Annotated in this window: 17 protein-coding genes; 4 read left to right on the top strand and 13 right to left on the bottom strand. The window is 38.5% G+C overall.

What is annotated here, in order from left to right; all coding sequences use genetic code 11:
* Positions 1–218 precede the first annotated feature (218 nt).
* The 7 genes from cshA to AC1VU3_RS08860 form a co-directional block, all read right to left on the bottom strand.
* Positions 219–1733 carry a degradosome RNA helicase CshA gene (gene cshA, locus AC1VU3_RS08890; protein WP_482983309.1) on the bottom strand — a complete coding sequence of 505 codons (1515 nt, stop codon included), beginning with the start codon at positions 1731–1733 and terminating at the stop codon, positions 219–221.
* Positions 1734–2044: 311 nt separating this feature from the next.
* On the bottom strand, positions 2045–2776 hold the full coding sequence (locus AC1VU3_RS08885; RefSeq protein ID WP_480389427.1) for an alpha/beta hydrolase: 732 nt from the start codon (positions 2774–2776) through the stop codon (positions 2045–2047).
* A gap of 22 nt (positions 2777–2798) precedes the next feature.
* A complete protein-coding gene (locus tag AC1VU3_RS08880) occupies positions 2799–4169 on the bottom strand; it encodes a UDP-N-acetylmuramoyl-tripeptide--D-alanyl-D-alanine ligase (RefSeq protein ID WP_482983308.1) in 1371 nt (456 codons plus the stop codon).
* Positions 4170–4174: 5 nt separating this feature from the next.
* Positions 4175–5278, bottom strand: coding sequence for a D-alanine--D-alanine ligase (locus AC1VU3_RS08875; protein WP_480389452.1), 1104 nt, complete (start codon positions 5276–5278; stop codon positions 4175–4177).
* A gap of 65 nt (positions 5279–5343) precedes the next feature.
* The gene (locus AC1VU3_RS08870) at positions 5344–5658 is read right to left on the bottom strand and encodes a DMT family transporter (protein ID WP_480389425.1); all 315 of its coding nucleotides are present in this window, start codon (positions 5656–5658) and stop codon (positions 5344–5346) included.
* Positions 5658–5990 (bottom strand): DMT family transporter, encoded by a 333-nt coding sequence (locus tag AC1VU3_RS08865; RefSeq protein WP_480389424.1) that lies wholly within the window; start codon positions 5988–5990, stop codon positions 5658–5660. The genes AC1VU3_RS08870 and AC1VU3_RS08865 overlap by 1 nt, the downstream gene beginning before the upstream one ends.
* Before the next feature lie 63 nt (positions 5991–6053).
* Positions 6054–6791, bottom strand: a complete 738-nt coding sequence (locus AC1VU3_RS08860) for a hypothetical protein (protein ID WP_480389423.1) — start codon at positions 6789–6791, stop codon at positions 6054–6056.
* 172 nt (positions 6792–6963) lie between these two features.
* On the opposite strand from AC1VU3_RS08860, the gene AC1VU3_RS08855 reads away from it, so the two are divergent.
* Positions 6964–8151 (top strand): FtsW/RodA/SpoVE family cell cycle protein, encoded by a 1188-nt coding sequence (locus AC1VU3_RS08855; protein ID WP_480389422.1) that lies wholly within the window; start codon positions 6964–6966, stop codon positions 8149–8151.
* Between the two features lie 69 nt (positions 8152–8220).
* Here the strand turns inward: AC1VU3_RS08855 and AC1VU3_RS08850 are convergent, their stop codons facing one another.
* Positions 8221–8358, bottom strand: a complete 138-nt coding sequence (locus AC1VU3_RS08850) for an Lmo0850 family protein (RefSeq protein ID WP_480389421.1) — start codon at positions 8356–8358, stop codon at positions 8221–8223.
* Positions 8359–8520: 162 nt separating this feature from the next.
* On the opposite strand from AC1VU3_RS08850, the gene AC1VU3_RS08845 reads away from it, so the two are divergent.
* Together AC1VU3_RS08845 and AC1VU3_RS08840 are read left to right on the top strand one after the other, a co-directional pair.
* Positions 8521–8934, top strand: a complete 414-nt coding sequence (locus AC1VU3_RS08845) for a CBS domain-containing protein (protein WP_480389420.1) — start codon at positions 8521–8523, stop codon at positions 8932–8934.
* Between the two features lie 90 nt (positions 8935–9024).
* The gene (locus AC1VU3_RS08840) at positions 9025–10194 is read left to right on the top strand and encodes an MFS transporter (RefSeq protein ID WP_482983307.1); all 1170 of its coding nucleotides are present in this window, start codon (positions 9025–9027) and stop codon (positions 10192–10194) included.
* Positions 10195–10821: 627 nt separating this feature from the next.
* On the opposite strand, the gene AC1VU3_RS08835 is transcribed toward AC1VU3_RS08840, so the two are convergent.
* A complete protein-coding gene (locus AC1VU3_RS08835; protein ID WP_482983306.1) occupies positions 10822–12114 on the bottom strand; it encodes an MFS transporter in 1293 nt (430 codons plus the stop codon).
* A gap of 115 nt (positions 12115–12229) precedes the next feature.
* On the opposite strand from AC1VU3_RS08835, the gene AC1VU3_RS08830 reads away from it, so the two are divergent.
* The gene (locus tag AC1VU3_RS08830) at positions 12230–13459 is read left to right on the top strand and encodes a helix-turn-helix domain-containing protein (protein WP_482983305.1); all 1230 of its coding nucleotides are present in this window, start codon (positions 12230–12232) and stop codon (positions 13457–13459) included.
* 97 nt (positions 13460–13556) lie between these two features.
* On the opposite strand, the gene AC1VU3_RS08825 is transcribed toward AC1VU3_RS08830, so the two are convergent.
* From AC1VU3_RS08825 to AC1VU3_RS08810, 4 genes are read right to left on the bottom strand one after another with little or no spacing between them, the layout of a single operon-like run.
* Entirely contained in the window at positions 13557–15125 is a 1569-nt protein-coding gene (locus tag AC1VU3_RS08825; protein ID WP_480389416.1) for an aminotransferase class V-fold PLP-dependent enzyme, read from the bottom strand.
* Between the two features lie 15 nt (positions 15126–15140).
* Positions 15141–16244, bottom strand: coding sequence for an ABC transporter permease (locus AC1VU3_RS08820; protein WP_480389415.1), 1104 nt, complete (start codon positions 16242–16244; stop codon positions 15141–15143).
* On the bottom strand, positions 16241–17497 hold the full coding sequence (locus tag AC1VU3_RS08815) for an ABC transporter permease (protein WP_482983304.1): 1257 nt from the start codon (positions 17495–17497) through the stop codon (positions 16241–16243). The genes AC1VU3_RS08820 and AC1VU3_RS08815 overlap by 4 nt, the downstream gene beginning before the upstream one ends.
* A gap of 11 nt (positions 17498–17508) precedes the next feature.
* The gene (locus AC1VU3_RS08810; protein WP_480389413.1) at positions 17509–18435 is read right to left on the bottom strand and encodes an ABC transporter ATP-binding protein; all 927 of its coding nucleotides are present in this window, start codon (positions 18433–18435) and stop codon (positions 17509–17511) included.
* Positions 18436–18569: the final 134 nt, after the last annotated feature.

The raw sequence follows: 18569 nt of genomic DNA, 5'->3' as shown, positions 1-18569 counted from the left end.
TATACGAGCTTTCTATCAAAACGTTTCATATTCCTACAAATCCTTATAAAATTCCTTGTTTCCCACTATACACTTACAAGATAAATTTACAAGCACCTGTTGACCCCGATATGCAGATGACCATTGGCAAAGAGGAATTGGCACTGCAGATAATATGACTAACGAATATAAAAAAAGATGAATCCCCTTTTGGAGGATTCATCTTTCGTTTAATATTATTAGCCTTCACTTCTTGGAGAGCGTTTACGTTGAGTAGAGCCGTCACGAGGTCCACTGCTACGACGGGAGCCTCCAGAGCGTCCGCCGCCACCTGTGCGTGAGGAAGAACTGCGCTCTCCACGACCCGATGAACTGCGTCCGCCGCCGCTGCGATTGCCTTTATAGCCACCGCCGCTGCTACGTTCTCTACGCATTGGAAGTGGGCGTTCTTCAGATAATGTAATCGGAGTATCATCCGGCTCTTTAGTCATGGATTTAATTGCTGCTGCAATAATATCCACTGCATCATGCTTTTCAAGCATTTCTGCAGCTAGCGTACGATAGTCACCAAGATCATTTTTATTGATGATTTCAGTTAATGCTTCCATTGCTAAACGCTGTTGACCAACTAATGCTTCATCAGAGCTTGGTGGACGAAGTGGTGTCATACGTTTTTTCGTAGTGTCTTCTACAATACGTAAGTATCCCATTTCTCTTGGTGTAACGAATGTAACAGCAATTCCGCTCTTCCCTGCACGACCAGTACGGCCAATACGGTGTACATAGCTTTCAGGGTCTTGAGGGATATCGAAGTTATATACATGCGTAACACCAGAAATATCTAGTCCACGAGCAGCTACATCAGTTGCAACTAGAATATCGATTTTGTTAGCTTTGAACTGTTTTAAAACAGACATACGTTTCGCTTGACTTAAATCTCCATGAATACCTTCTGCTAAGTAACCACGGATGCTTAATGCATGAGCTAACTCATCAACACGACGTTTTGTACGTCCAAATATTATTGCAAGCTCTGGTTGATGTACATTTAAAATTCTAGAAAGAACATCAAATTTTTCACGCTCAGTAGCTTTTACGAAGTATTGATCGATATTTTCAACTGTCATTTCTTTTGATTTAATCTTCACTTCAACTGGATTAGTCATAAACTTATCTGCAATTTTACGGATTGGACCTGGCATTGTAGCAGAGAAGAGTAAAGTTTGACGGTTTTCCGGAACACTTTCTAGGATTGTGTTGATATCATCAATGAATCCCATGTTCAGCATTTCATCCGCTTCATCCAGTATTAAAGTTTCTACTTGGTCTAGCTTTAATGTACGTCTGTTAATATGGTCTAAGATACGACCAGGTGTACCTACGATTACTTGTGGCTTATTTTTAAGCGCACGAATTTGACGAGAAATTTCTTGACCACCATAAACAGATAGTAGACGTACCTTTTTATCATAGCCTAATTTGTACAACTCTTCTGAAACTTGAATAGCTAGTTCACGAGTTGGAGCAATAATTAAAGCTTGTACATTTGGATTTTTAGGGTCAATCTTTTCAATCATCGGAATACCAAACGCAGCCGTTTTACCAGTACCTGTTTGAGCTTGTCCGATAATGTCTTTACCTTCCATAGCATAAGTGATTGTGCCTTCTTGGATTGGTGTCGCTTCCTCAAATCCCATACGTTGGATAGATTTTAATGTGGAAGCACTAATATTTAATTCTGAAAAATTTGTCAAAATTTCAATCTCCTTTTTTTCTGTTTTGACAAATGGTTACATTTTCAGATGAAAAGCGGCAAATTCGAGCCTATTACGAGAACGTTTCCGTTACTTAAAAATCTCTGTGGTTTTCTTAGCAGAGGGGTCTAATATAAAAGGAAAGCCCGGTCTTTTGCCGAGCGGCCAGTCTTGTGTTACTTTACACATAAGAAACAAGCCGTTATGTTCAAAAAAAAGTACTCTTCAATAGATATTTGAAGAGTCTTTATACAAAATGTATCCATTGCTAAAACGTAGTATATCATGCATGTATATGATGTGGCAATGAATTAGCCTTTATTCTTATTAATCTCATTATTTTTTGGAACCGCCATTTCCCTAAGAAAGCCTAGTGCCTCCTGGAACCAATCCTGGCAATCATCGCTATAACAAATATGATGTTTTCCCATCTCAGAGAAGATTATTTTTTTATTCGTTGTGGATAAATGCTCATATAAAAAGGGTGCGGTTTTATATGGTACAATGCCATCACGCTTCCCTTGTACTAGGCATACCGGGATTTTTACCTGATGATAATATGGTTCCACCATTTTTACTAAGCGCACAAATTCAAAAGCAGCGTGTAAAGGCGTTTCTTTTAGCTTCTTTCCATAAATCTGGTAGAGCGGATTATCTTCCAAAGAACCTGTTATAGCTTCCTTTGCTACTTCCCCAATATCCTGTAGAAGTTGTGCAGGACTAATATACTTAGCAGCAGCACTCAATAAAAGCAGCTTCTCGACAGGGTAACGTAGAGAAAGATAAATAGCAATAATCCCTCCCATCGAGAAGCCAACTATGAATATTCGATCTACCTCTTTTTGTAAACGTCGAATTGCAATCTCCGCTTCCATCATCCATGTTTCCGCTGTCAGCTTTTTAAGCTCTAGTGTCTCTCCATGTCCAGGAAGCGTGGGGACTACGATCTTCCAATCAGTGTTCGCTTGCATATATTCAACAAACGGCTGCACCTCATAAGGTCCACCCGTAAAGCCATGTATACAAAGCACTCCTGTTTTCATCCGTCCCCAATCCCTTCAATCACTACTTTAAAAAAGGATCCATTATCTTTTCTAATTGCATACCCCGTGAACCTTTTACTAAAACAATGGATTCAGCGTCCATTCTATTTTGTAGGAAAGAAACAATTTCATTATAGCTACCTTCCGTCCAAATGATTTGGTCGGCTGAAAACTTATCTTTTAATTTTTCATAGAGCCAAATCATTCTCGGTCCGAAAAGACAGACCCCTCGGAAACTTTCGGGGGAGATTTCCAGACCTATCTCTTCATGAAATTCTTTCTCCTGTTCACCAAGCTCTAACATATCTCCTAACACAAGCCATTTTTCCTTTTTAAGAGTCGATTTCTCTATAAACTTAATCGCAGCCTTCATGGAGGTTGGAGCAGCATTATAGGCATCATTAATAAACACCGTTCCATTTTTCGCATGGACCAGCTGCATACGCATATCGGTTAGCACCACTCCTTGTAGAGCGGTTTTCATTTGTTCCGCAGAAAGTCCAATCTCTTTTCCAATTAAAAGGGCTGCAAGTGTGTTTTTCACCTGGTGCTCCCCTAAGATTGGGATGAACATTTCTTCTTCTATATCTCCTTTTACAGAGAACTTACTACCACTCTCTGTAAATTCCACCCATTCTATCCACAGGTCATTATCTGACATGTTACCAAATGCCTTTGTTGAAAGAGTTGGTACACTATCAACCAAAGGCCTTAACAGTGGCTCATCTCCATCATACATGAGCATGCCATCCTCTTGTAAACCAGAGATAATCTCAAACTTTGCCTTTGCAATCCCTTCACGTGAGCCTAGGTCCTGCATATGAGCTTCTCCAATATTTGTGATCACCGTATAGGTTGGCTTTGCCATGTTAGAAAGAAACTCTATTTCCCCAAAGGAACTCATGCCCATTTCTAATACCGCAAATTCCGTATCTTCGTCCAAAGAAAGAATTGTTAGGGGTAGACCTAACTCATTATTAAAATTCCCGATTGTTTTCTTTACACGATAATATGGTGAAAGCAAACCTGCGACTAAATCCTTCGTAGAGGTTTTGCCGTTAGAACCCGTAATACCAATAAAAACCGTAGATAATTCTTCTCTGTAAGCAGCGGCCATTTGCTGAAGCGCCTTTTCGGGTGATTCTACAAATAATAACGGAACATCTTTTGGTGGGTTAGGTTCATCTACCATCCAAAGAGCTGCCACCGCTCCCTTTTCAAACGCATTCTGCACAAAAGCATGACCATTTACCTTTTCTCCACGAAAAGGAATAAATAGGTCACCAGGCTCTAAAGTTCTAGTATTTATGGAAACTCCAGTTACTACAGGGTTCGATGAGATTTCCTGAGAGAGTCCTAACCAGCTTGCGATTTCTAGCAATGTCTTTTTCAAACTACTCACTCTCCATCCTGAGTATGCTCAAGTCGTTGTTTTTCTTCATATCTCTCCATAGCCAATCGTATTAGTTCTTCAATCAGCTCGCTGTATGATAATCCTGATGCCATCCAAAGCTTTGGATACATGCTGATTGGGGTAAACCCAGGCATGGTGTTTACTTCGTTAATAAGCACTTCCTCTGTATCCGTAACAAAGAAATCTGCACGTACTAGACCAGAGCAATCTAGAATTTTAAACGCACGTATAGCAGCATCCTGAAGCTTGCTTAAAAGCTTTGGTGAAACGTTTGCCGGGATTGCGTAGTTTGTAGTACCGTCAATATACTTTGCAGAATAATCATAGAAGTCTTTCGTTGGGAGAACCTCTCCTGCAACAGAGCATCTTGGATGATCATTCCCTAACACACTCATCTCAATCTCTCTCGCAACTACTCCTTGCTCTATAAGAATCTTGCGGTCATATTTAAAAGCAAGATCAATTGCAGAAATCAAATCCTCGACATTATTCGCTTTTGTAATACCAACACTGGATCCTAAATTTGCCGGTTTTACGAAAAGTGGCCATTTAAGCTCTGATTCAATCTTTTTCAATAACTCCTTACGATTACTTTCCCACTCGCTGCGGATGAAATAAACATATGGCACTTGCTTTAATCCTGCTTGGGTAAATAATTGCTTCATCACAACCTTATCCATACCAGCTGCAGAAGCTAACACACCATTCCCTACATATGGGAGGTTTAAGACTTCTAACAAGCCTTGAACGGTTCCATCTTCCCCATTTGGTCCATGTAATAAAGGAAAAATTACATCTAAGCTAGAAGCTCCTGCTTCAGACACTCGTTCGGATAAATTGACTGACGGAAGAAAGCTAGAAATGTCATTCGCTTTCCCATTCTCTTCACCAAACTGCAGTTTTTCCACCGTATCTACTGGCCCAGTCAGTGCCGTTCCCTTTCTCCACTCTCCATCTTTGGTAATGAAGATAGGAAAGACCTCAAATTTATTAAAATCAATCGCTTGAGAAACAGCTCGTGCTGTCAGTAAAGACACATTATGTTCAGCTGATTTCCCGCCGTATAGTAAACCTATTTTTAACTTCATCATTGAATACCTCCACCTTCAGGTTAGTTATAGTTTATCACGTAACCACTGATCAATTGAATTAATCAATCAAATAATTTTAGGCCCACTACGCCCAGAATAATACATGTTAAAAAGAAAATTTTCCTGCGACTTTTCTGTTCTTTAAATAGGTACATGCCCATTAACACACTACCAGCTGCTCCTATTCCGGTCCATACCGCATAGCCAGTTCCAACTGGAATTCCCTTCAATGCATACGACAACAAAAAGAAGCTTAAAGCAGCAGAAACAATCATTAATAGAGTATACACTTTCTTCTTAAATCCTTCAGATAGCTTCATACATAAAACAAAGCCCACTTCAAATAATCCAGCGAAGACCAACACTACCCAATACATTATGCAGCTTCCCCCTCTCCTTCTGCCAGCTTAAGTCCAACAATCCCAGTTAAGAGGAGAATTAAGAAAAGAATTTTTCCGATACTTGCTGGCTCTTGGAAAAAGAAAATACCTACAATCGCAGTCCCTGCTGCTCCTATACCTGTAAAGATAGCATATGCAGTGCCAATGGGAATCGACTTCACAGCTCTTGCAAATAACAAAAAGCTGATCACTAAGAAGAGGACGGTAATCAAAGAAGGAACGAGCTTACTAAACCCATAAGATTCTTTAAGCCCAATAGCCCATATTATTTCGGTCAATCCAGCAGCAATTAATTGTATCCAAGCCATCTAATTCCTCCTATGTAATTGAATAAAACGCCTTTGCTCAACAATTGGGCAAAAGCGTTCTATTCATACTTCTATTAACATATCTGCCGGTCTCTTCAATAGATGTTGTATGTCCTCAAACACTTCATCTGGGAAAATATTATCCGGTAGGCTTCTAATTTCAAGCTCGTATTTCGTTTTGTTTACTTTATATAGTGACAGTAGTGCACCATCCTCAAAGGAATCTGCTAATTCCAATATTCTTTCCGTTGAAAGCTCTGGGAGTACCCTATTCGTTTTCTTTCGCCAAAAAGAAGTAGATTTCGCACTTTCTTGAATGTGCTGATTAAAGAAGCTACCAATCAACTCATAAAAATCCTTCATATCTCGGAAATAGATTTTAGTAATATCCTGGTTGTTATCAGTCAAATACACGTATCTATTCTGTAAGTGACGGTAAAATGGTGTCTTATACGCTTCTTTTTTATGCGATATATATAATAACTCTGCCTGCTCTTCAGGAGAGAGTTTATTTAGGCTACGTTCATCTGTAAAGTCAACAAAACATAGAGCACTTGGATTTTCTGCGATTTCTTTAAGGAAATGAGAGAACTGACTTTGAATAATAAAGTCAAATTGAGTATGAATATTAAACGAAGCGTCTTCGTAGCTATGCTTTAGTAATAGTAAAGATGATAAGTTCGTGGACCTTAGAAAATGTTGCACCGTCATTCCACTAAACAATGTAAAATGTACCAGTTCGTTAATATGCACGTATAAATGAGTGACATACTCATCTATCTCTCTCTCTTTCTTAGCCACCATCTTCACTCCTTCATCTGTTTTATATTAACATAATTTTTAACAAAGGAAACATTTGATTTTGAAATGTCGTCCATATTACACTAAAGCAAAAAATGTGCAGATAAGCTATAATAGGTGAAGTGCTTATTGCACCTTTAGAAATTCTGATAGAAATTTGGGTGACTCTATTATGGAAAACAAAAAAGGCTTCTCCGATCGCTTTGATTGGACGCTTGCTTTTATCATATTGTTGTTTCTTATCATTAGCTTGCTAGCAATATCCTCAGCTCAAACTTCAGGTCAGTATGGCGCAACCAACTTTGTGTACAAGCAGTTGTTTTGGTATGGAGTAGGAGCAGTGATTGTTGGGATCGTAATGTTCTTTGAGCCTGAGCAATATAAGAAAATGGCATGGATTTTTTACGGAATTGGTTTGTTTCTTTTAGTTGTTTTGTTCATTCTTCCAGACAGTCTAAGCCTAGTAGAACCGAAAAATGGCGCTAAAAGCTGGTTCCATTTGCCTTCAATCGGAAGTATACAGCCGGCTGAATTTATGAAGACCTTTTATATTTTAGGTATGGCTAGGCTTATCACAAAGCATAATGAGCTTTATTTAATAAAAACCGTTAAAAGTGATTTTATTCTTTTAGGAAAAATCGCAATCACCCTATTAGTGCCTTTAACTTTTATATTACTTCAGCCTGATTTAGGAACTGCATTAGTATTCTTAGCGATAACTGTTGCATTGGTTATCGTAGCAGGGGTTACTTGGAAAATCATTCTTCCGATATTTATAGGTGGTATTGCAATTGGAGCCTCTCTACTTTGGATGGCACTTAACATGCAAGATTTCTTACAGGAAAAGCTTGGCTTTAGCCCTTATCAGTTTGCCAGAATCTACTCTTGGCTGGATCCTTATTCATACGCATCAGATGAAGGGATGCATTTAATTACTTCTTTAAATGCTATTGGCTCTGGAGAAATTTTTGGGAAGGGCTATGGAGAGCGCGTTGTTTATGTACCAGAAAATCACACTGACTTCATCTTTGCAGTAATAGGAGAAGAATATGGATTTGTTGGAGCCAGCATCGTCATAAGCTTGTTTTTCTTGTTAATTTATCATCTGACCAAAATAACTCTTCAGCTGAAGGATCCTTACAGCACTTATGTTTGCGCCGGTATTATAGCCATGATTACTTTCCACGTTTTTGAAAACATCGGGATGACTATTCAGTTATTACCAATCACTGGGATACCATTACCTTTTATCAGCTACGGAGGAAGTTCTCTAATGGGGAATATGTTAGCAATAGGTCTAGTGTTTAGTATGAAATTTCACCATAAAACCTATATGTTTGCGAAGGATGAGATTGATTAATATTTACTCATTAAAAAAGAGGGTAGCTCGAAATTTCGTTTTTACACGAGGTTTCAAGCCACCCTCTTTTTACCCTTGCACATGAGGAGTCTGTGCCGGAGAGGTTAAAGCTTTTAGCATATCAAGTCTTGATTTGGTGATTGTAACGGTAACTCCTAGCTTGGATAAATTACTTACAATTTTACTTAAATCCACTTCTTTTGCCAATCAACCTCAGTCCCTTCCATTATCATTTATTTATAAAAAGTTGTTATTTATCTAATTTTTCTCCACTTTATCATACCACTATTTTCTATGTCTTAACCTTTCATTTGTATTACATATTTTACGGGCTTGTAAACCACTCTAACCCCTAAAGGAGTGATCGTCATGATTGTGCAAGATGTTATGAGCAAAGAAGTGGTAACATGTAACCCTTCAGACTACGTAAGTGAAGTAGCTGATCAAATGAGGGCATTGGACATCGGCTGTATCCCTATAGTGAGTAAGCAAAAAATAATAGGAATAGTAACAGATCGAGATATTGTGACTCGCGCTGTACCAAAGGATGTCAAATGCAAGGTAGAGGATATCATGACCAAAAATGTCATTTCCATCTCTCCTCTCGACACTACTATGGCTGCCGCCGCCTTAATGGCAAAGCACCAAATTAGGCGATTACCTGTCACAGACGAAGGTCGGTTAGTAGGCTTCTTATCCATTGGAGATTTAGCCTTCCCTTTTCCACACGTCCAGGAAGTTTCTAGTGCTATGAAAAGTATATCCGAACCTAACAACACTTAAACCTCATGAGCATTATTTTCTGTCAACCTCCCAGTCCTCCTAATGCTATACTAGTTAAGAAGTACAGGCAGAGAAAGCAGGGTTTGGTTGATGAAAAAAATGTTATTCACGTTAATGTCCATTCAATTTCTTGTCTATTTGGGATTTGGTGTAATTATTCCAGTTCTTCCAGAGGTAATCTTACAAGAGGGATATCAGGAAATCCACGTTGGTGGGCTGCTAACGGTATATGCACTAGCCTCTTTCTTCACTGCGCCGTTATGGGGTATGCTATCCGATCGAATTGGAAGAAAAACATTAATACTTATTGGGTTGATTGGGTTTAGTACTAGCTTTTGGTTATTTTCGTTATTTTTTGACTCCTTATGGATACTTTACCTTTCCAGAGTAATAGGCGGCTTATTCTCTGGTGCATTATATACTGCGGTAACAGGGTTTGTCGCAGACGTTTCAGATGAGGACAATCGGACAAAGTATATGGGGTTTTTGGGGATGTCGATTGGGCTTGGGTTTATATTTGGTCCTGCCATCGGAGGAGTGTTAGGGCATTATAGCCTGACACTTCCGTTTACTGCCTCTGCCATTCTATTATTAGTGATCTTCATTTATGCATACATTATACTGAAGGAACCTATACGTACAGGAGAAGCAAACAAAAGGGCGATACTTCCAAAAGGAGCTTTATCTCTCTGGTCATACCGAGTGAGATATCTATTCTTGTTTTCCTTTGTTACAACATTTCTTCTTGCTGGCTTGGAAGGGACCTTTCAACTATTTCAAATTGACAAAGTGGATATATCTCCCCTTCAAATAGGTTACCTATTTATGTTTAGTGGTTTTGTAGATGCTGCCATCCAAGGAGGAGTAGTTAGAAAAATTAAGAACGGCACAGAAACCACCTGGCTTCTTTTTGCACAAGTAGTTACAGCAATCGGGTTATTCTTGACTCTTTTTACGACTAACTTATTTTGGGCTGGCCTTTCACTTTGTGTCTTTACAGCTGGAAATGCACTAGCTAGAACCACTATTGTGTCTTTAACCTCCAAGGAATCAGGAGGACGCTATGGTTCCGCAGCTGGGATGACATACTCAATGGACAACTTAGGAAGAATTATTGGACCATTATTATTTACATGGATATTTACAAAAGAGCCAGACAATCTATATGCTATCTCCGGAGTGATCGCTTTGATATCCATTTGTTTCATTTATTTATTTCGAGGATCCTCTAAACGGTTACAGGAAATGCCAAGGAGCTAAAAGCGAGGGGACTGAAAAGTCATTAATATTTGAAGCGAGTATGTGGGGGAGAATCTTTCACATACTCGCTTTTTAAATCGTTGATTTCCATTGTGGCGGACGCTTTTCGCGGGCACGGCTCCAGCCTTCTCCCTCGCTCCGCTCAGTCCGGGTGCTTACGCTCGGTGCTCCTGTCGCTACGCTTTCGTCGCAAATAGCATTTGCTGTTCCCGCAGAAGTCGCAGCCTCCATTCCTATCAACTCTTTTCCCTCTTGATAATAGGTTTCCCATCATCCAATATACCCTCACGGATCCCTTGTATAATAAGTGTATTCTTAAAAGGTGGTGCGACCATGATTTCCAAACAAGAAACGCTAAATTTGAGCCCTTATCTGGCTTTATACGATTGAATCATACCTAAGGATAATGTGCTTTGCCAAATCAACGAGCTAGTCGACTTTTCCTTTGTACTCGTTGAACTAAAAACGAATATTGAAGCGTCTATGTGAAAGGAGTAAGAAAAAGATATAGAAATAAGACCCTTTCTGTTCAAAATGAACAAAAGGGTCTTTATTTTTCAAGATATGAATCGATTATAAAAAGACTACAGTTATTCAGTGCCCTCGCTAAAAGCTCCCTGGCATTTTTTAGTTTTCTAATTGCGGTGTAATAGTTTGTACAGTTTGTTCCCCTGTTGCCTCTCTAATAACAGAAGGTCTAGCTAGTACCAAGATTGTCAAAACAAGCAATCCACCAGAAACTAACAGGATAATTTGAGGTGCTACTACATCATATAAATATCCGAAAAGAACCATACCTAATGGCATTAAAGCCATTGCTCCAGTTTCTAAAATTGAAAATACGCGTCCCTTGAAATCATCTTCTATTGATTTTTGCATCAGAACTTGAATAGGTGTGTTCGTAATTATCATAGAAGCACCAAAGGAAAACATGAGAAGAAGATAGTACCCAACCATTACATAATAAGTCATATCAATCATCAGCGGTAATCCTACTGCCGCAATCATGAAGCCTAGAATCACGATACACCACTTGGATAGTAACAAAGGATTCTTTACTTCCTTTCTACTAGAGAAGTAAATGGATAGTAACAGCATTCCCACAGCGAATGCCCCTTCTGTATAACCAAAGTGCACTGAATTCATTTTTAATTTTTCTATTAAAACAAAGGAATACCCAACCTGAAAAGCTCCAAACAAAAAGTTAATAAGTAAGGAAATCACAATTACCACCTTTAGGACACGGTGCTTCATTAAATAGAGGAACCCTGCTTTCATGCTTTGGAACATGGATTCCTTCTCAACACCTTCTACTATTTCCTTCCTTACAGCAAAAAGCTTAAAATTCATCGTTGATTCTAAGGTTACCGCTATGATAGAAGCAGTAAGGTATATCGCTAGAAATGTTTCCATAGATACCGTGCCGTATAAGATACCACCTACTGCTGGACTTCCGATAGCGGCAAAGGAAATCGAAATCTGATTTAGAGCCATGGCCTTTTGAATTCTTTCGGAATCAATTAGACCAGTGATGGAAGAACTGAAGGTTACCCCAGAGAACGTAGAGGCCAAAGATAGAATAACAGTTGTTGTATAGATAGCTATTAGCGATAATCCGGATGTGTAACTGACAATTAATAAACCAGCAAGTGCCAAGGATGTGACGATTTGCGCTGTAATAACAATCCCTTTTCTTGAATACTTGTCTGCGGCATAGCCTGCAAATGGAGCTACGATCGTTCTTGGTAGAATACTACAGATCAAGTTAGCTGCAAAGCTCGTTGCTGACCCTGTTAACTGTAAAATATAAAAACTTATTGCAAATGCATACACCTGAGCACCAAAACTAGAAATAAGCTTGCTTGTCATGAACGTCCACAAATGATATGTGGCTTTTTTTAATTTTACTGATTCCTCCATATTTTATTCCCCTTTTTTGAAAGTTTAATTTCATTAAACAAAGAATAACATATAAATACTTCCATTTCAACCATAAGTTTAATATAATTAAACCATTAAGAAAGAGGTGAGTAGGATGCCTACTTTAGGAGAAAGAATTCGAACAATTCGAAAGCAAAAAAAAATGACCCTTGATGCGTTAGCAGGAACCGAATTAACAAAAGGCATGCTAAGCCTTATTGAAAATAATAAAGCAAACCCTTCAATGGAAAGCTTAAACTATATAGCAAAGCAGTTAGACGTAAATGTTTCAGAGCTTTTAGAGGAAGTAAGTCCAGAGGAGCTGCGTAAAGTCTTAGAGAAAGCCGAGCTTCTTTTAAATACACCTTATGATGATTTGAAAGATGAGTGCATTCAAGTGATCGAATTAATCAACCCCTATCTAACCAAACTCCATTCTGGATACGAAGCGGCACGCCTATTGGATATTTACAGTAGATGCTTGTATTTTGAGAAAAAGACAAACTGGGAAGAATTCTGGGCCAAAGCTGCCGAAATGTACGAAAAATTAAATTTAACTAATCCCAGAGCAAAGCTTGGCTTGATTAAAGTTGACCAGTATTTTACAAACCATCAATATGACAAAGCGTTGGATATGCTGCTGGAAGAGAACAAAAAATTAGAAGCCACAGGCATTTGGATAGACCATCTATCTAGACTAGACTATAAATACGTCGAAGCAACGCTTTACTTTGCACTTGGGAACTATAATAAAGCGATTGAAGTAATGGACGAAGCAATCCTGTATTCTAAAGAGAATCAAATCTTTTATCGATTAGATGACCTTTATCGGTTAGCAGCTGCATACTCTATGATGTTTCAGAACGATGAGCAAACTAACTCTTATTTAAAAAAGCTAAAGGCCTATTCCATATTTACTGAGACCCAGGAAGCGCATTTCTTTGTTTCCTTCTCTACTATTCATACCTTAAGTTTTTATAAAAAAGAATATGACAAGGCATTCAATCTGTTACAAGAAGTGGAGGGTAAACTGGTAGGAGAGAACAGCATGTATGCGCCGTTCTTTTTAATAGAGCGTGGAAGTATTTTATTCGGTTTGGGCGAATTTAATGAGGCTATCAAAACATTAGAAAGCCTAGTCATTCCAGAGGTTCTACACCATCCTATTGATTTATCTATCTTGTATTGCAAGGATGCTTATCTTGCAGCAAGCCATCAGGCCCTTGGCAACCATAAGGAAGCAATTAAGTATGCCGAGAAAGCTGTAAAAAATATAGCTGAAATGCCTGAAACGCCTTATAAAAGGTTTATCAATGATATTTATCAAAACTTAATCGAGAATTAAAGGGTTTTTCCTTTCTTACCCATAAAGAGGATCAAACCTCAAAATCAAAAGAGCTTTGGAGTTAGTACGTTCGTACCCCCAAAGCTCTTCTATAATTTTATCCCTCGACTTGATGATATTCCTTATAATTTTCTAACCAAGCAGCAAACTTTCTCCAATCCTCCTCAAATTCTGGCTGGATATAAGATATCTGGATTAGCCCTCTTTTCATCAAGTATTCACTGCGGTGATGTAAATCAAAGCCAGACATTCTAGCATCCTCTGCTAGATATGGAAGGTTATTGTCTGTGAATGTAAAAATCATTGGATAGCTCAATTTAGTAAACAGTCTTAGTTGAAGCCGTTCAACTTCTTTTTCTATCAACTTGAGCCTACTCTCCAAGACTCTATATCTTTCTCCATTTTCGTATGCATAGAGCGCTTTTTCTAGACTATGTAATAATTGAGATGGTATGGAAAAGGGAATCTGTCCATTTAATTGTAAGCCAATATCCAAATAAGCAGGAATCCTCTCGCAAGCTACAATGGGATTATTAGAAAACACAAATGAGAGCCCGCTAATTGAACCAATCGCCTTCCCACTAACAGCTGTTGCCAAATAAACATTCTCTAAAGAAAAAGGATAGGAACCAAAGGAGCTTATACAATCCACACATAACAACACATTATACTTTTTGCATAAGTCTGCTATCTGTTCTAACGAGTTTAGCATTCCAGTAGAGGTTTCTCCATGAGTCATTAAGAGCCAGCTATAGTTCCCTGTCTTTAGCCTTTCCTCAATGGCTACCACGTCAAAGGTCTGTCCCCATTGCCAGCTAAGAGTATCAAAAGCAAGATCCCATCTCATTGCCTGTTTCTCAAGCCTCTCTCCAAACGCCCCATTCGTCAGTACAAGACCGTCCTCATCTAATACCTTCAATTGTGCTATCATGGCTTCATTTGCAAGCGTGCCACTTCCAACTAATAGATGAGCAAATTTTGTATGACTTAAGTTACAAAGCTCTTTTTTAACACGTTCAAGCTGTACAGCAAAATCATGTGAGCGATGGGAAACAGGTTTCTCCATTAATGTCTTCTGTACGGCTTCCGAAAGTTCAACTGGCCCTGGATAAAATGAGTATCGTTTTTGTTTAAAACGAGCAGCTACAGAATTTTCAAACCTTTGCTTCGTTAAAACCATCGGTACAAATTTAGCTTCCTCCGTCCCTACCGGCTCCGCAAATGGTTCAAATCCCAATTGATTATACAGCTTCTGTTCTCGTACGGTTCCGGATACTACTGCCGCTCCGTACCCATTTTCATATGCATAGTCTGCCAAAGCACGAGCTAAATAATAAAACACACGACCATTGCGATGTTTTTTATCGACTGCCAACAATCGTACCTCACATAATTGACCTTGGAGGGCGTCTTCTGGTAAATGCTCCTCCACAGGGCCAATTTTTTTATCTAACGAGAAAGGTCGCTTTGCTCGAAAAGCAACCATTCCAGCTAGTTCTTTGTCCTTTAGCACAATTACATATACATTTTCATGATGGTATGAATCTACTCTTTTACCATCCGGATTTGGCTCGTGCTGGGGGATCTCTTCTACAAAAGTCTCATAGTTTAACTTAGCTATTGCTTCAAATTCTTCTTCTGTTCTTGCAATCTTACACCAGTACATTTTATCTTCTCCCACCTATTCGCTAGAATGACCTCTGTTTACTCTTCTTTCTAGCAGATAAATTCCAACTATTAAAAGGATAATTGTGAAAATAATCATTATTAATAGGTACGTTGTAACACCCTCTAGGGTTTCCCCATATATGGTAACTCTTTTTAATGATTCCATTCCATAATAAACAGGAGAAATCCACTTCAAGCCAAGCAATAGATTCGAATCCACTATTTCTAGTGGCCAAAAAGCTCCGCCCAGCATAGCAAAAGCAACAGCCAGTAAGGAAGTAACCACTCCTGCTTGGCTTAAATTTTTTACCAAAGCGATTATGAGAGTTGAAATCGCTATAACGAATAATACATACAAAGCCGCGATAACAATTACTTTCCCTAAACCTCCATACATATTTGTACCGACAACATAGCGGAATAATAGTATCACTAAAAGCAGCTGACAGAAACCTAGCATAAAGCTAAAAGAAAGATGTGCCAGATAAAGCTTTGATCTTTTTAAAGAAGTAAGCTTTAGCCTGTTCCATATACCTGATAATTTATCCTCTAAAATAAACTGAACATTTGTAGAGACTGTGTAAAAAACAAAAAACAGCATATAACCAAATAATGTTTGTAAGGAGGAATCATATCGAAAGATTTGTTTCTCGTTCATTGCTTCCTTTGATATTTCAAACGCTTCCCTCTCTCTGATATTTTCTTCTACCTGACTCCACTTTTCCTCGCCACTATTTTCTATTACTCGATGTTTAAAAAGAACCTCGCTATACATTCCTCTTATAGTAATAGCTATCTGCTGAGCATATTGTGTTCTGCTCCCACTCAGGATGGAAAAATTCGTATCATGAATTGCGATAATGATCGTTTCTTCATCCGTATTATCTTTTGCCTCTTCCGTAGAAACTGTTTGAACTTTTATTTCCTCATCGTCTTTCAGCTTGTTAATAACCTCTCTACTAATTGGAGAATCGTCTGAAGTAACATAAACAGTAGGATTTCCACCAATTGTAGAGCTTAAGAGAAATGCCAATAGAATCGTCATTCCTGTAGTTACAAGAAATACCATCGGTCTTCTTTTTAAATTTAGGAGCCTAGCTATCCAAATTCCTCTCATACTGGCACTCCCCTTTTAGGAAATATGACAATAGACGCTAAAAGAATGACAAGAAGCCAAATCCCTAAGCTGATTGCGTAAGGATAAACATCCACTAAATCCTGTGATTTTTGAATAGCTAAGATCATTTTCATAGCCGAACCATTAGGGGTATAGGAGCCAATAGAATCCAAGGATTCAGAAAATGATTTTATGTCGATAAAAGACCCACCTAGGAAAGCAAGCAAAGAGACAATTACGCCTGTAAAAACGTTTGCAATCCCTTCCTTTTGCGTACGCAACTGGGCGATGGATAAAAAAGCACTGAGACTTCCTACAAATAAACTAAATAGAAGGACTACTAAAAGCATTTGCCCCCATCCAATCCATTCGACACCCAACACAAACTTCCCAAAAAATAAAAGCAAAAGCTGTTGGACGACACTTACACAAACACCCGCAACAAAGATTGATATCGCATACATAACGGGGGAAACATTCCCTAATAATAAGCGATTGTATACCTGCCAATAAACTTCACGATAAGAAAATCCAGCTAAAAAGGAAGGAACATACAACGCAAACATCACTAACATACCAATCGTATAATAAACAGAAGCCGGAATATTTCTTTCTCCATCTTTTACTGGCGGAATTACTTCTTCTACAACTTGGGCACGAGCTAAGATTTGATCTGGATTTAAACCTGCCCTTGCTAGCGCCAAGGAGTTAGTATAACCATTTTCCCATTCCTCTAGAATTACCTGCGCCATGTAGGCACCAATTTCATTGGACTGATTAAGATAGAGTTTTACCTCTGGAGTATGCTGATCATTATAAAAAGCAGACTTTATATAAGCTAGTCGAAAATCCTTAGGTATATAAACGATTGCATCATATACCTCCTTTTCACGCAGCTCTTTTAATTCCTTTGGATGTCTATCTTCTATCGACACATAAGATTCTATTTCATCACTAGCTAGAATTTGATTCTTTAACGTAAAAATGGGGTCTCCCTGCTCGAACTGTTCAATAGCTAATCCCGCTCCAACTTCATTTAAAAATTCTTGAATCGTGTCCTTTTCTTGTTCCCAGCTCGTTTCGTCTAATATAGCTATTTTGGCATGCCTACTTACCTCCTCACCACCCATGATTCCGGCTAATGCAAAGGATAGTATAGTAATCAAAACTAACGGCATGACTAATAGGATTATTAGAGGCATTCTATCACGAAGAAGCAGCTTAAACTGCTTTTTTATCAAGGCTATTAGCATATCCGTTCCTCCTAGTCTCTTAATTCCCGTCCAGTTAAATGTAAAAATACATCCTCAAGGGTTGGGATTTGTACAGAGACGGATACTACTTGTGCTCCTGTTAATGCTGCTATGTCAAAAATTGATTTGAGCGGTGTCATATGTTTGTCCATAGAAATATGCATGACTTTTTCACCGTGTCTAAATACTGCATTTGGAAATGCTTCTTTTAATCTAGATATAAAGCTCTCTGTAAAACTTCCCTTAAGTTCAATCGTTTGATTCTCAGAAATAAGATTTTTCAATTCTTCCTTCGTTCCCTCAGCAATTAGTTCACCTTGATTCATAATATAAATTCTGTCACACAGGAGCTCTACTTCCTCCATATAATGACTCGTGTATAACAATGTCATCCCATCCTCTACTAGCTCTTTTACAGTATCTAAAATGTGCGCTCGAGATTGAGGGTCAATTCCTACGGTCGGTTCATCCATTATTAGAATGGAAGGTTTATGTAATAGGGCTATACCAATATTTAAGCGCCTTTTCATCCCACCAGAATATGTTTTCACGAGATCGTTTTGTCTATCCGTTAAACCTATCTTCGCTAAGATACTCGTTATTCTATCGGACAACTCTTCCCCTTTTAAACCATATACTCTGCCAAAAAATGATAGGTTTTCCTTTGCGGAAAGCTCGGGATATAACGCAATCTCTTGTGGAACTATTCCAAGCTGTCTCCGAAAACTGCGTAGATTTTTCTCTATAGAAGTACCATTCCACTTAACCACTCCAGAGGTAGGAGGAATAAGAGAAGTAAGGATGGAGATAGTTGTCGATTTACCAGCTCCATTTGGTCCAACAAGGCCAACTGATTCTCCAGGATGCAGTTCTAAATTAACCCCTTTCACCGCTTCTTTTTTCCTATAATTTTTATGTATATCTATTGCTTGCAGCACACGAACATCCCCTTACATTATTTAGATTCATTATAACTAGTAAAATATCAAATATTCCATGTTTTTTTAAATATATCCTTTTACCTCTTACATATATGATTGTTTTCTTCTTTCTTTTGGGTAAATCATATATA

This window comes from Psychrobacillus sp. Z16_25, assembly GCF_056856695.1.
The sequence above is the reverse complement of the archived record's forward strand: the minus strand, read 5'-3'. Positions and strand labels throughout refer to the sequence as shown.